The sequence below is a fragment of the Bradyrhizobium tunisiense genome, from assembly GCF_042263385.1.
GTDB lineage: Bacteria > Pseudomonadota > Alphaproteobacteria > Rhizobiales > Xanthobacteraceae > Bradyrhizobium > Bradyrhizobium tunisiense.
On the sequence record NZ_JBHLEV010000006.1, the window covers coordinates 66,597 to 79,174 of the forward strand.

The window sequence follows — 12,578 nt, forward strand, 5'->3', positions numbered from 1 at the left end:
TCCTGATGGACTCCCTCAATCCCGATCACCTCCCGCCGACTGCGACGCCTGCGGAACAGGCGCCGCGCGTCTGGAAGTTCTGGGGCACGGCGCTGTGGGGCCTCTTCATCTTCTTCGCGATGTTCGTCGGGCAGATCGGCGCCGTCGTTCTGTTGGCGGTGCAGCGTGGTCTTCCCATGGACCTCGCCTCGATCCAGCTCGTCGGCCACGAGCCGCAGACGCTCGCGCTTTCGGTCATCATGGGCCTGCCGACGACGCTTTTGGCGGTGTGGCTCGCCATCAGCATCAAGAAGGCCTCCTTCGTCGACTATCTGGCGCTGCATTGGCCGTCCTGGAAGCAGCTCCTGTTCGGTGCGGTCGGGCTGATCGTGATCGTGCTGGTCTGGGAGACGATGTCGCGCGCGCTTGGCCGCGAGGCGACGCCGGGCTTCATGACCGATCTGCTGAAATCCGGTCGCGACAAGGGCGCGGCGCTGCTGCTTCTGTTCGCCTTCAGCGTGGCCGCGCCGATGTCGGAAGAGATTCTGGCGCGCGGCTTCCTCTATCGCGGCTGGTCGGCGAGCTTCCTGCGCGTACCGGGCGCAATCCTGCTGTCGTCGCTGGTGTGGACGATCGTCCATCTGCAATACGACATGTACTTCCTCGCCGAGGTCTTCACCATCGGCCTGTGGTTCGGCTACATGCGTCATCGTGCCAATTCGCTTTGGCTGACGATCGTGCTGCACGCGCTGAACAATCTTACTGCGGTGGTGCTGACGATGTGGCTGGGGAGCTAGGCGACCAGCGCGATCGCGATCGGCATGGTGATTGCCGCCAGGATCGTCTGCAGCGTGATGATCTGCGCCAGCAGTGGCGCGTCGCCGCCCATCTGGCGAGCGAGGACATAGGCGCTGGACGAGGTCGGCACCGCCGAGCAGATCGCCACGATCGCAAGGCTGTTGCCGGACAGCCCGAACCAGACACCGAGCCCAAGGGCAAGCGCCGGCATCAGCACGAGCTTGAAGACGACGCCGACGCCCGCGCCGAGGCTCGGGCGCAATAGCCCTTCGAGATGCAGCCCCGCGCCGGTGACGAGAAGGCCGATGGCGAGCGAGGAACTGCCGAGCGCGTCGGCAACCTCATGCCAGAGCCTCGGCAGCGGCAGATGGGAGACATTCACGGAAAGGCCGATGATGCAGGCCCAGATCAGGGGATTGCGCACCAGGGTCATGACGATGGCGCGGCCGGATTGCTTTTCGGGCGATGCATAACGAGCGAGCACCGCGACGCTGAACACGTTGACGAGGGGTATGATCGCGACCATCGCCACGGAGGCGAGCGCCAGTCCGACATCGCCGAACAAATTGGCGGCGATCGACAGTGCCACAAAGGTCTGCCAGCGCGTCGCGCCCTGGAAGATCGAGGTGAAGGCAGGACCGTCGATACCGAGCCGAGACAGGGCGGGACGCAGCGCGAGGCACAGCAGCGACATTGCGAGCGCCGACAGCAGCAGCGCGCCGCCGACGCCGGCGACCGGCACCTTGGAAAGGTCGGCCTTCACCAGCGTCTGGATCAGCAGCATTGGAAACAGCACGAAATAGGTCAGCCGCTCCAGGCCGTGCCATTGCGTGTCGAGCCGCATCAGGCTGCGCTTCAGCACGATGCCGAGCACGATCAGGATGAAGACCGGCAGCAGCGCCGCGACGACGACGGCCATGGCTCAGTCGGTCCCCGGGCTGGCGCGAAGATTGGCGAGGCGGTCGAGCGCGCCTTGCAGGATGAAGATGGCGGCATGCTCGTCGATCACCTCGGCGCGCTTGGCGCGGCTGACGTCCATGCCGATCAGCTCGCGCTCGACCGCCGCGGTCGAGAGGCGCTCGTCCCACAGGCCGATGGGCAGCGCGGTCAGGCCGGCAAGGTTGCGGGCGAAGGCGCGGGTGGATTGCGCACGCGGACCCTCGCTGCCGTCCATGTTGATGGGCAGGCCCAGCACGAAACCGGCCGCCTTGCGCTCGGCCGCAATCGCGAGCAGCCGGGCGGCGTCCTGCTTGAACGCCTTGCGCTGGACCGTCTCGACGCCGGTCGCAAGCCGCCGGTCCGGGTCGGACACGGCAACGCCAATGGTCTTGGTGCCGAGATCGAGCCCGACCAGCGCGCCGCGCGCGGGCCAGTGGGTTGCAGCATCGACGAGAGGCAGGATAAGAGCCGGCATGGCGTAGCGCATATCACGCGTCACGCCGCGGAGTGAACCCGGAACAATGGACGCGCTGACACTATTCGGCCTGTTTGCCGTTACGGCGATGCTGGTCTGTTATGCGATGGAAGATCGCAGCCGCTGGTTTGTGCTGCTGTTCGCGGTGTCCTGCGCGCTCGGATCGGCCTATGGCTTCTTGCAGGGCGCCTGGCCATTCGGCCTCGTCGAGGCGATCTGGGCCCTGGTGGCGCTGCGGCGGTGGCACCTCAGGCCGCAGTAAGGAAGGGGGCGAGGGCACGTGCGGTCCTCGCCCTTGAGAAGCTTTGCGCTCAGCGGATGGCGATCGGATTGATCATCGCCTGCACCCCGCCGGTCCAGCGCGGCTGTCCGAGCACGAACAGGAATTCGTAGCCCTTGTCCTTGGCGAGCGCGGCGGTGTCCATGTTCTCGAGGATGTAGGTCCCGTTCATCGCGAGCAGGATCTGGTGCACCTCGAACAGGTTCTTGGATTCGAACGGCACCACCTCGACGCCCCAGGTGTCGGCGCCCACCGCGACCACGCCCTTGCCGGTCAAATACTTCGCGCCTTCGACGCCGAGGCCGGGCTCACCGGCCGAATAGCGCTTGTCGTCCTTGCCAACCAGGCCGAGCCAGCCGGTGTGGAAGATGACGACGTCTCCCTGGCGGATCTCGACGTTCTGCTGCTTGGCGGCTTCCTCGATCTCCTTGACGTTGAAGGCGGTGCCTTCCTTCACCACGTCGGTCTTGAAATAGGCTGCCATGTCGAGCAGCACGCCGCGCGTGACCATCGGCGGCACCTTCTCGATGCCGAGCTTTTTCAAGCCGGTCGGATCGGCGAAATCGGCGAGCTTGTGGCCGTTGTAATAGACGTGCTCGATGCCGAGATGGCCGAGCCCGTCGAGTTGGCTGCCGACGCCGACCCAGGTATTCAGGATGTCATCGTTGTAGGTCGCCTTGTTCGGACCAAGGCCGCTGCTGCCCGCCTGTCCCGGCTGCACGATCGTGATCTTGTAGTCGCGCGGGGGATAGGCCGGAGTCTTGGAATCGACGGGCATGCCGAGCGCGTAGGTCTTGCCGGACTTTACAAGTGATGCCGCCTTCACCACGAGCTCCGGCGTCATGTAGTTGGCGGCGCCGATCTCGTCGTTCGGACCCCATTTCGATTTGGTCCAGTCCTGGGCATTTGCGGTGCCTGTGATCGCCGACAATGCAGCGACCCAGCACAACACGAGCGTATTGCGCATCGTTAGTCCTCCCGATGTCTTGCCGATGTTCGGCTTCGTTATGGTTCGCGTTGGTAGTGACGCATCCTAACGTCAAAGAATCGGGTGCTTCAAAATGTTTCAACGCGTTGCGCTGCGACGGCTGAGCGCAGGGCCGCGGCGATTGATTCAAGTACGACGGATTTGTGGCAGTGAATTTCGTGTTGTGGAACGAAGCGTCGCGTCAGGCCGCAATGACGTCTTCCTCCTGCTTCAGACATCCGGCAAAACCGCGGAGCGCCTTGGTTTGATGTCCGACGCTGCGCTGGATGAAGAGCGTTTCGACGCGCGCGTGCGAGGCACTCAACGTGTGGATCGACACGTTGCTGTTCATCGCGCTGCATTCGACGACCGCGCGCGGCAGCAGCGTCACGCCCATGTCGGCGGCGACGCAGCCGATCATGCCGTCGAGCGTGCCGAGCTCGAAACGCGCCGCCGACGGCCAGCCGAATTCGACGAACACCTGCTCGAGCCGCTGGCGATAGGTGCAACCGGTGCGGAACACCAGCGCCGTCGGGCCGGACTCCGGCGTGCCGGCGCGCAGTTCGGCCAGCGAAGCCCAGCGCTTCGCGCTGACCAGCACCAGCTCCTCGCGGAAGGCGCTGGTCGCGGTGAGGTCGGCATGCGCAATGGGACCCGCGACGAAGGCACCGTCGAGCGTGCCGTCGAGCACGGCAGCGACGAGGTCGGCGGTCGGCGCGGTGCGCAATGAGAGCCGCACGGCGGGAAAGCGGCGGTGGAAGTCGGCGAGCAGCGGCGGCAGCCGCACCGCCGCGGTCGTCTCCATCGAGCCGATTGCGAGCGGTCCCTTCGGCTCGCCATCGTCGCATGCCGCGAGCACGGCCTCGCGCGACAGCGCCGCCATCTTTTGCGCATAAGGGAGGAGGCGCTTGCCGGCGCCTGTCAGCGTCATGCCGCGGCTATGGCGTTCGAACAGCGCCGCGCCGATCTCCGCTTCCAGCGCCTTCACGCGCTGGGTGACGTTCGATTGCACGGTGTTCAGCTCCGCCGCTGCGCGGGTAATGCCGCCGGTGCGGGCGACGGCGGCAAAGGTCTGGAGATCGCTGAGTTCCATGTAATCGTTTCGCTTTTGAGATGGCAACGTTCGCAATAATTCATTTTCAGAGAATGCTAGCCTTCTCTAGTTTCGGTGTCCAGACCGGGGAAGATGTCATGCCGATCGCGACGTCGCTGACCACATTACTGGATATCAAGCATCCCATCCTGCTGGCGCCGATGGACGTCCTCGCAGGTAGCCGGCTGGTGACGGCCGTGAGCGACGCCGGCGGTTTTGGCATTCTGGGCGGCGGCTATGGCGAGAAAGCGTGGCTGGAGCGGGAGACGGCGAAGCTTGCCGGATTGCGTGAGCCCTTCGGCATCGGCTTCATCACCTGGAGCCTGGCCAAGCGACCCGAGCTTCTCGACGTCGCGCTCGCCGCAAAGCCGTCCGCGATCATGCTGTCGTTCGGCGATCCCGCGCCGTTCGCGCCCCGGATCAAGTCGGCGGGTTCACGCCTGATCTGCCAGGTGCAGGACGAGACCATGGCGCTGCAGGCGCTCGATGCCGGTGCGGACATCCTGGTCGCGCAGGGGACGGAGGCGGGCGGCCATGGCGCCTCACGCACCACCATCGACCTCGTGCCCGCCATCGTCGATCTCGCGGCAGGCCGCGTGCCTGTGGTCGCGGCAGGGGGCATCGCCGATGGCCGCGGGCTCGCCGCCATGATGATGCTGGGCGCCAGCGGCGTGCTGCTCGGCACGCGCTTCTACGCGAGCCAGGAGGCCGATGGTCCTGACGAAGCCAAGCGGCGGATCTGCGCGGCGAACAGCGGCTCGACCGTGCGCGGTATCATCTTCGATCTCTCCCGCAACAATGTGTGGCCGGCGCCGTTTACCGGTCGGTGCCTGATCAACGACCATGCCAGACGCTGGATGGGACGTGAGGTCGAGCTGATGCAGCATGTCGCCACGGTTGCCGCGGAGTACGGCGCGGCCAGGGCCGCCGGCAATTTCGACGTCGCCGCCGTGATCGCGGGCGAGGCGGTCGGGCTGATTCATGATATTCCACCGGCGGCCGAGATCGTCGCGCGGATTGCGGCTGAAGCGGAGCTGCTTTTCTCAGGCCAGCGCAACTCCATTGCTGCCGTTGCCTGAAACACGAGAGAACAACCATGTGGCCTGACCGTCGACTGATCGATCTCTTCAAGACCGAATTCCCGATCGTGCTGGCGCCGATGGCCGGGGTGATGGATGCGGAGCTGGTGATTGCGGCTGCGCAAGGCGGAGCGTTGGGCTCGCTGCCTTGCGCGATGATCTCGGCGGAGAAGGCGCGCGAGCAGGTTGGTCTGATCCGCCAGCGCGTGAAGGCGCCGGTCAACTTGAACTTCTTCTGCCACATGCCGGTCGAACTGACGACCGAGGCGGAGGCGCGCTGGAAGCAGCGGCTCGCGGGCTATTACACCGAGCATGGCCTCGATCCCGCCGCGCCGATCACCGCCGCGAACCGTGCGCCGTTCGATGCGGCGTTCTGCGAGGTGGTCGAGGAGCTGAAGCCGGAATTCGTCAGCTTCCATTTCGGCCTGCCGGAGCAGGCGCTGCTGAAGCGCGTCAAGGCGGCTGGCTGCCGCGTCATCTCGTCGGCGACGACGGTGAAGGAGGCGGTCTGGCTCGAGCAGCACGGCGTCGATGCGGTGATCGCGCAAGGCGCCGAAGCCGGCGGCCATCGCGGCATGTTCCTGACAGACAGGATCGCCGAGCAGCCCGGCACCTTTGCGCTGGTGCCGCAGGTCGTCGATGCCGTGAAGGTGCCTGTGATTGCGGCCGGCGGCATTGCCGACGGGCGCGGCATTGCCGCGGCGTTCGCGCTCGGCGCCTCCGGCGTCCAGATCGGCAGCGCGTATTTGCGCTGTCCGGAGTCCAAGGTCAGCGCGGGCGGTCGCAAGGCGCTCGCCGAAGCTGGGGATGATTCCACCGTCATCACCAACGTCATGACCGGTCGTCCGGCGCGCGGCGTCCAGAACCGCCTGATGCGCGAGGCCGGCCCGATCTCGCCGGATGCGCCGCCGTTTCCCCATGCCGCGACCGCGCTGGGGCCGCTGAAGGCGGCCGCCGAAAAGCAGGGCAGGGTGGATTTCACCAATCTCTGGGCCGGCCAGGCGATTGCCCTTGGCCGCGAGGTACCGGCGGCCGAATTGACCCGGGATCTTGCGAAATCGGCCCTTGCACGCTTGCGCCAGATGGCAGGCTAGCCAGCCGCGCCGGTTGCGGCGCAAAACCGGCCTCTGCTATACGGCACATAGGTTTTGCCGTGAGAGGCCTTATATAATGTCCGTCGACGCCGCTACCGTCCGCCGCATCGCGCATCTGGCGCGCATCGCGGTTTCCGAGGGCGAGGTTCCACATCTGCAGGGCGAGCTCAATGCCATGCTCGCCTTTGTCGAGCAACTCTCGGAGGTGAATGTCGAGGGCGTGGAGCCCATGACCTCGGTCACCCCGATGCAGATGAAGAAGCGGCAGGACGTGGTCGATGACGGCGAGATCGCCGACGATATCGTTGCCAACGCGCCCGCGACCGAAGGTCACTTCTTCCTGGTGCCCAAGGTCGTCGAATAGCATCGCGTTTCCGAGCGAAGTGGAAGCCGGTTCGCGTGAAGAAAACGCGTCAAACTAAAGAGTCTCAGGACCAAGTCCGATGTGTCTGCTTTGCGACGATGAGAAGGCCTATCAGGCCTACATGAATTACCTCGACAAGATGGAGCGGCAGGGCAAGGCTGCCGATCCAAACGTCGCCGTCAATGCCGTGCTCGACGAGATCGAGGCCGCTGCGAAAGCCGCCGCTAAAAAAGACGACCCGGCCAACGACAAGACCCTCTCTCCGTTCTTCTGCAGCCCGATCAATAAATGACCGATTTGACATCGCTGACGCTCGCCGAGGCCCGCAAGGGTCTCGCCGACAAGACTTTCACGTCGCTCGAGTTGACAGACGCGCACCTCTCCGCGATCGAAGCCGCGCGCATGCTCAATGCCTTCGTGATGGAGACGCCGGACCGGGCGCGCGACATGGCGCGCGAGGCCGACGGCAGGATCGCCAAGGGTGAGGCGGGCCCGCTCGCCGGGATCCCGCTCGGCATCAAGGACCTGTTCGCGACCAAGGGCGTGCGCACCACGGCCTGCTCGAAGATCCTCGGTAATTTCGTGCCGACCTATGAGTCCACGGTCACCTCGCAGCTCTGGCGCGACGGCGCGGTGATGCTCGGCAAGCTGAACAACGACGAGTTCGCGATGGGCTCGGCCAACGAGACCTCGTGCTTCGGCCCCGTCGGCAATCCCTGGCGGCGCGAGGGAAGCAACGCGACGCTGGTGCCGGGGGGCTCGTCCGGCGGCTCGGCCTCGGCCGTGGCGGCGTTGCTGTGCATGGGCGCAACCGCGACCGACACCGGCGGCTCGATCCGACAGCCGGCGGCCTTCACCGCGACCGTCGGCATCAAGCCGACCTATGGCCGCTGCTCGCGCTGGGGCATCGTCGCCTTTGCCTCCTCGCTCGACCAGGCCGGTCCGATCGCGCGCAGCGTCCGCGACAGCGCGATGCTGCTGCGCTCGATGGCCGGCCACGATCCGAAGGACACGACCTCCGTCGACGTTCCCGTGCCGGACTACGAGGCCGCGATCGGCAAATCCGTGAAGGGCATGAGGATCGGCATCCCCAAGGAATATCGTCTCGACGGCATGCCGGCCGAGATCGAGAAACTCTGGAGCGAGGGCGCCAAGTGGCTCACGGACGCGGGGGCCGAGCTCGTCCCTGTGTCGCTGCCGCACACCAAATACGCGCTGCCGGCCTATTACATCGTGGCGCCTGCGGAGGCGTCTTCCAACCTCGCGCGCTATGACGGCGTCCGCTACGGCCTGCGCGAGCAGGGCAGGAACATCATCGAGCAATACGAGAACACCCGCGCCGAAGGGTTTGGTGCCGAGGTGCGCCGCCGTGTCATGATCGGCACCTACGTGCTCTCGGCCGGCTATTACGATGCGTATTACTTGCGCGCCCAGAAGGTGCGCACGCTGATCAAGAAGGATTTCGAGGACTGCTTCGCTGCGGGAGTCGACGCGATCCTGACCCCGGCGACGCCGTCGGCCGCCTTCGGCATCGGCGAGAAGGGCGGCGCCGATCCGGTCGAGATGTACCTCAACGACATCTTCACGGTGACCGTGAACATGGCGGGCCTGCCCGGCATCGCCGTGCCCGCCGGCAAGGACGCGCAGGGCCTGCCGCTCGGTCTGCAGCTGATCGGACGTCCTTTCGACGAGGAGACGCTCTTCTCCCTCGGCGAGGTGATCGAGCAGGCCGCCGGCCGCTTCACGCCCGCGAGGTGGTGGTGAATGCCGCCGCGTTCATCGCGAGCCTCGACGGCGCGGCGCCCGCGCCGGACCTGAACGCGCCGCTCAGAGGTCTCTGGTGGGCCGCCAAGGGCGACTGGGATCGCGCGCACGAGATCGTTCAGGACGAGAGCAGCCGCGAGGCGGCTTGGGTGCACGCCTACCTGCACCGCGTCGAAGGCGATCTCGGCAACGCCGGCTACTGGTACCGCCAGGCTGGGCAGGTCGTGGCGAAGGATTCATTGGAAGCGGAGTGGGAGCGGATGGTGTCCGCGCTGCTCGGGGATGGAAAAGCATGAACGCGTCAGTCAGACAGGGAAAACTGATCAAGGGTCAGACCGGCGACTGGGAGGTCGTGATCGGCATGGAGGTGCATGCTCAGGTCACCTCGCAATCCAAACTGTTCTCCGGGGCCTCGACCGAGTTCGGCGGCGAGCCGAACAGCCATGTCTCGCTGGTCGATGCGGCGATGCCGGGTATGCTGCCTGTCATCAACGAGGAGTGCGTCAGGCAGGCTGTCCGAACCGGGCTCGGCCTCAACGCCGCGATCAATTTGCGCTCGGTGTTCGACCGCAAGAACTATTTCTATCCGGACTCGCCGCAAGGCTACCAGATCAGCCAGTACAAGTCGCCGATCGTCGGCGAGGGCGAAGTCGTCGTCGAACTGGACGGCGGCAAGGTCGCCACCATCGGGATCGAGCGGCTGCATCTGGAGCAGGATGCAGGCAAATTGCTGCATGATCAGTCGCCGACGATGTCCTTTGTCGACCTCAATCGCTGCGGCGTGGCGTTGATGGAGATCGTGTCGAAGCCCGACATCCGCGACGCCGAGCAGGCCAAGGCCTATGTGACCAAGCTGCGCTCGATCCTGCGCTATCTCGGCACCTGCGACGGCGACATGGAGAAGGGAAGCTTGCGCGCCGACGTCAACGTCTCCGTGCGCAAGCCCGGCGCGCCGCTCGGCACCCGCTGCGAGATCAAGAACATGAACTCGATCACCTTCATCGGCCAGGCGATCGAGTATGAGGCGCGGCGCCAGATCGAGATCCTCGAGGACGGGGGCGCCATCGACCAGGAGACGCGGCTCTACGATCCCAACAAGGGCGAGACGCGCTCGATGCGCTCCAAGGAAGAGGCGCATGACTACCGCTACTTCCCCGATCCCGACCTGCTGCCGCTGGAATTCAACCAGGCGTTCGTCGACGCGCTGAAGGCGGAGCTGCCGGAGCTGCCCGACCAGAAGAAGACGCGCTTCGTCGCCGATCTCGGCCTGTCGGCCTATGATGCGAGCGTGCTGGTCGCCGAGCGCGAGAGCGCGGTGTTCTACGAGACCGTGCTCGACAGGCTCGCCAACCGCGCGCGCGACGGCAAGATGGCGGCGAACTGGGTGATCAACGAGCTGTTCGGCCGTCTCAACAAGGAAGGCCGGGGTATTACGGACTCACCCGTCAACGCCGAGCAACTGGCTGCGATCATCGACCTGATCGGCGAAGGCACGATCTCCGGCAAGATCGCCAAGGATCTGTTCGAGATCGTCTGGCAGGAGGGCGGAGATCCCCGCGCGCTGGTGGAAAGCCGCGGCATGAAGCAGGTCACCGACCTTTCGGCGATCGAGAAGGTGGTTGACGAGATCATCGCGGCCAATCCCGACAAGGCCGCGCAGGTCAAGGACAAGCCGCAGTCGCTCGGCTGGTTTGTCGGTCAGGTGATGAAGGCGTCCGGCGGCAAGGCCAACCCGCAGAGCGTCAACGACCTGCTCAAGTCCAAGCTCGGCGCCTAGCGTCGCGCGTTCGAACGAGGTGATGGAGTGTGTCCGTCACCTCGCTTTCCGCTCGCGGCGCGACGCGCGCCTGCGTCCTCGGCGGCAAACTTCACCCCGATCATCAGCGATTTGACGACCGAATCGCCGTTACGCGATTCGCGCAAAACCGCGGCTCGCGCACGCTTCGGCGAGCGCTCGCGGCGTTAAGCACGAAAATATTTTCGTTGCCAAAAGTCGCGACTCAGAGTCCGCGGAGCGCCCTTGCGAGGCCGTCGCGGGTTTGCCGATGCACCTCATCGCGATGATCGCGCGCGATGCGCGCTTACAGAAAAATACTTGCTGCATAGTGTTTTCCGGCAATCGCATATGCCGCGAACGTCGATGTCGCGAGCACTCTTCGCGGTCCATCGCACGCGTCATGCAGTGCGCTTGCGTCGCGCTCGCCAAGCGCACGCGCGTTGCGTCGTCAACACTTCTTTAAGCGAGAAGCTGTTTTTTTCGTCGTGTTGGTGTATTCGGGATGAGTGTGCATTCGATCCCCGACTGCATGCAGCGATTAAAGCCATCTCACACATCGGAGGGCAACATGGCCAAGAAAGCGAAGAAGGCGAAGGCGAAGAAGGCGAAGAGCGCAGTGAAGAAGACTGCGAAGAAGACCCGCAAGGTCGCCAAGAAGAAGAAGTAACTTCGACTTCTGAAGTTGCCGGCTCCAGTAGCCGGCACGTCATCAGCGCCTTGAGGTTCTGATCGACGATAGAGGGTGTCGGCGAGACATCAGGTCAACGGTCGGATCGTTCTTTCACGGTCCGGCAGAAGAAACGAGTTTTCTTCGTTCGGTGCGGTGCTCCCCGCGAGGGGGTCCGCAATTTCACAGGCGGCCTTCGGGCCAACGTGAAATCTGGTCCTGACGTGTTCGCCGACGCCCTCGTTCTCTTGAGGCCGGGGTATTGCCGGCATTCCTTTCCCGGACATTGCCGATCTGACCGCGACGTGGCCGCACTGACGTCTTGCTCTGTCCTTGTGCAGGCGAGGGCGGCGGCTTGATTGCGATGTTCGCCCGCTGCCGCATTGCCATCGCGGTGTCTCCGCCCGGCCGTGACCGGGCCACCCAGCGGGTTCTCGACGGGCGGCTGCTGCTTCCGAAAGATTGGATCCCCACCTGCGTGGTGACGACCAAGACCGGCGCACAGAGCGCGACCGCGCGCATCCGACCGCGCGCGATGGTTATCGTTCTCCCAAAATCGCAGGGTAAACCGAATCTGACGAATCGCGGAAGTGCCCGTCAAACAGAGACTTTTCCAATTCTTCGCACCCGCGCCGCGCGTCCGCGTTTACGTCTGCTTCATCGCGATGCTTAAACTGCCATTCAAATTTGCCCGCCATCATCCGCTTCAACAAGCCGGCAAACGGCGATGGGGATGAGTTGAACAGTGCACGATCCCGGGAAGGATCATGCGGAATCAGAGTTGGACGGGAGCCGCGCTCGGGGGAACGAGGCGGCACAAGAAAAAAGGGGATGCGTGATGTTTCAGGGTACTTTCGATATGGACACGGCAACGCCGATCGACGCGAGCGCGCTGTCGGACGTGCTGTTCGAACGCGGGATTTATTGGGCGAGCGGCCGCTCCGGCCTCGTCGATCTCGTGGCCGCTCATAAATGGTTCAACCTCGCCGCGCTGAAGGGCCGCAAGGACGCCGTGGCGCTGCGCCAGGAAGTCGCCGGGCAGATGTCGGAGATCGAGATCTCGGCCGCGCAGCGTGAGGCGAGGGCGTGGGTTTCCGCCCACTGAACCTCGGCGCATCCACACCCGTGTTCGCACGGGTGGGCGCGGTTGCGCTGAATCAAGTTTCTTCGTCGTGCCGCCACATAGACCCGAGCGGCATGAGCGACCCCGACACGCATGGACGATGGCTCCCGATTCAGATCGCTCCCGATGAGTGCGACCTGGAACTCGGGCGTCGGCACAAGACTGGAATTCTGCCCTGG

At 64.9% G+C, this 12,578-nt stretch carries 15 protein-coding genes; 11 read left to right on the plus strand and 4 right to left on the minus strand.

The features are described from left to right. Positions 1-5: 5 nt before the first annotated feature. Positions 6-776: a CPBP family intramembrane glutamic endopeptidase gene (locus tag ACFDR6_RS24920; protein ID WP_375860018.1), complete on the plus strand. Its 771-nt coding sequence runs from the start codon at positions 6-8 to the stop codon at positions 774-776. On the opposite strand, the gene ACFDR6_RS24925 is transcribed toward ACFDR6_RS24920, so the two are convergent. Together ACFDR6_RS24925 and ruvX are read right to left on the minus strand one after the other, a co-directional pair. Continuing rightward, entirely contained in the window at positions 773-1,696 is a 924-nt protein-coding gene (locus ACFDR6_RS24925; RefSeq protein ID WP_317243764.1) for an AEC family transporter, read from the minus strand. The genes ACFDR6_RS24920 and ACFDR6_RS24925 overlap by 4 nt on opposite strands. Positions 1,697-1,699: 3 nt before the next feature. After that, positions 1,700-2,191, minus strand: coding sequence for a Holliday junction resolvase RuvX (gene ruvX, locus ACFDR6_RS24930; protein ID WP_212089585.1), 492 nt, complete (start codon positions 2,189-2,191; stop codon positions 1,700-1,702). Between the two features lie 46 nt (positions 2,192-2,237). Between ruvX and ACFDR6_RS24935 the strand changes: the two genes are divergently transcribed. Next, positions 2,238-2,453 (plus strand): hypothetical protein, encoded by a 216-nt coding sequence (locus ACFDR6_RS24935; protein WP_375859870.1) that lies wholly within the window; start codon positions 2,238-2,240, stop codon positions 2,451-2,453. A 49-nt stretch (positions 2,454-2,502) separates the two neighbouring features. Here ACFDR6_RS24935 and ACFDR6_RS24940 read toward each other — a convergent pair whose 3' ends face one another. Next, positions 2,503-3,438 (minus strand): cyclase family protein, encoded by a 936-nt coding sequence (locus tag ACFDR6_RS24940; RefSeq protein WP_317243766.1) that lies wholly within the window; start codon positions 3,436-3,438, stop codon positions 2,503-2,505. A 202-nt stretch (positions 3,439-3,640) separates the two neighbouring features. Continuing rightward, positions 3,641-4,531: a LysR family transcriptional regulator gene (locus tag ACFDR6_RS24945; RefSeq protein WP_375859871.1), complete on the minus strand. Its 891-nt coding sequence runs from the start codon at positions 4,529-4,531 to the stop codon at positions 3,641-3,643. Positions 4,532-4,629: 98 nt separating this feature from the next. Between ACFDR6_RS24945 and ACFDR6_RS24950 the strand changes: the two genes are divergently transcribed. From ACFDR6_RS24950 to ACFDR6_RS24990, 9 genes are all read left to right on the plus strand, one after another. After that, complete coding sequence (locus tag ACFDR6_RS24950) at positions 4,630-5,610, plus strand: NAD(P)H-dependent flavin oxidoreductase (RefSeq protein ID WP_375860019.1); 981 nt, start codon at positions 4,630-4,632, stop codon at positions 5,608-5,610. A 17-nt stretch (positions 5,611-5,627) separates the two neighbouring features. After that, a complete protein-coding gene (locus ACFDR6_RS24955; RefSeq protein ID WP_375859872.1) occupies positions 5,628-6,704 on the plus strand; it encodes an NAD(P)H-dependent flavin oxidoreductase in 1,077 nt (358 codons plus the stop codon). A gap of 76 nt (positions 6,705-6,780) precedes the next feature. After that, positions 6,781-7,068 carry an Asp-tRNA(Asn)/Glu-tRNA(Gln) amidotransferase subunit GatC gene (gene gatC / locus ACFDR6_RS24960; RefSeq protein ID WP_028143922.1) on the plus strand — a complete coding sequence of 96 codons (288 nt, stop codon included), beginning with the start codon at positions 6,781-6,783 and terminating at the stop codon, positions 7,066-7,068. 79 nt (positions 7,069-7,147) lie between these two features. Continuing rightward, entirely contained in the window at positions 7,148-7,360 is a 213-nt protein-coding gene (locus ACFDR6_RS24965; RefSeq protein WP_027547180.1) for a hypothetical protein, read from the plus strand. Beyond that, positions 7,357-8,832 (plus strand): Asp-tRNA(Asn)/Glu-tRNA(Gln) amidotransferase subunit GatA, encoded by a 1,476-nt coding sequence (gatA, locus tag ACFDR6_RS24970; RefSeq protein WP_375859873.1) that lies wholly within the window; start codon positions 7,357-7,359, stop codon positions 8,830-8,832. The genes ACFDR6_RS24965 and gatA overlap by 4 nt, the downstream gene beginning before the upstream one ends. After that, a complete protein-coding gene (locus ACFDR6_RS24975) occupies positions 8,823-9,128 on the plus strand; it encodes a hypothetical protein (RefSeq protein ID WP_212089605.1) in 306 nt (101 codons plus the stop codon). Before gatA ends, ACFDR6_RS24975 begins: the two co-directional genes overlap by 10 nt. Beyond that, positions 9,125-10,609, plus strand: coding sequence for an Asp-tRNA(Asn)/Glu-tRNA(Gln) amidotransferase subunit GatB (gene gatB / locus ACFDR6_RS24980; RefSeq protein WP_375859874.1), 1,485 nt, complete (start codon positions 9,125-9,127; stop codon positions 10,607-10,609). The genes ACFDR6_RS24975 and gatB overlap by 4 nt, the downstream gene beginning before the upstream one ends. A gap of 1,022 nt (positions 10,610-11,631) precedes the next feature. Then, on the plus strand, positions 11,632-11,949 hold the full coding sequence (locus ACFDR6_RS24985; RefSeq protein ID WP_212089609.1) for a hypothetical protein: 318 nt from the start codon (positions 11,632-11,634) through the stop codon (positions 11,947-11,949). A 165-nt stretch (positions 11,950-12,114) separates the two neighbouring features. Further along, a complete protein-coding gene (locus tag ACFDR6_RS24990) occupies positions 12,115-12,381 on the plus strand; it encodes a hypothetical protein (protein WP_212089611.1) in 267 nt (88 codons plus the stop codon). Positions 12,382-12,578: the final 197 nt, after the last annotated feature.

Bases quoted from the DNA above. Each gene is read 5' to 3' on its own strand.
- ACFDR6_RS24920 (WP_375860018.1), top strand. From the start codon at position 6: ATGGACTCCCTCAATCCCGATCACCTCCCGCCGACTGCGACGCCTGCG.
- ACFDR6_RS24925 (WP_317243764.1), bottom strand. From the start codon at position 1,696: ATGGCCGTCGTCGTCGCGGCGCTGCTGCCGGTCTTCATCCTGATCGTG.
- ruvX (WP_212089585.1), bottom strand. From the start codon at position 2,191: ATGCCGGCTCTTATCCTGCCTCTCGTCGATGCTGCAACCCACTGGCCC.
- ACFDR6_RS24935 (WP_375859870.1), top strand. From the start codon at position 2,238: ATGGACGCGCTGACACTATTCGGCCTGTTTGCCGTTACGGCGATGCTG.
- ACFDR6_RS24940 (WP_317243766.1), bottom strand. From the start codon at position 3,438: ATGCGCAATACGCTCGTGTTGTGCTGGGTCGCTGCATTGTCGGCGATC.
- ACFDR6_RS24945 (WP_375859871.1), bottom strand. From the start codon at position 4,531: ATGGAACTCAGCGATCTCCAGACCTTTGCCGCCGTCGCCCGCACCGGC.
- ACFDR6_RS24950 (WP_375860019.1), top strand. From the start codon at position 4,630: ATGCCGATCGCGACGTCGCTGACCACATTACTGGATATCAAGCATCCC.
- ACFDR6_RS24955 (WP_375859872.1), top strand. From the start codon at position 5,628: ATGTGGCCTGACCGTCGACTGATCGATCTCTTCAAGACCGAATTCCCG.
- gatC (WP_028143922.1), top strand. From the start codon at position 6,781: ATGTCCGTCGACGCCGCTACCGTCCGCCGCATCGCGCATCTGGCGCGC.
- ACFDR6_RS24965 (WP_027547180.1), top strand. From the start codon at position 7,148: ATGTGTCTGCTTTGCGACGATGAGAAGGCCTATCAGGCCTACATGAAT.
- gatA (WP_375859873.1), top strand. From the start codon at position 7,357: ATGACCGATTTGACATCGCTGACGCTCGCCGAGGCCCGCAAGGGTCTC.
- gatB (WP_375859874.1), top strand. From the start codon at position 9,125: ATGAACGCGTCAGTCAGACAGGGAAAACTGATCAAGGGTCAGACCGGC.
- ACFDR6_RS24990 (WP_212089611.1), top strand. From the start codon at position 12,115: ATGTTTCAGGGTACTTTCGATATGGACACGGCAACGCCGATCGACGCG.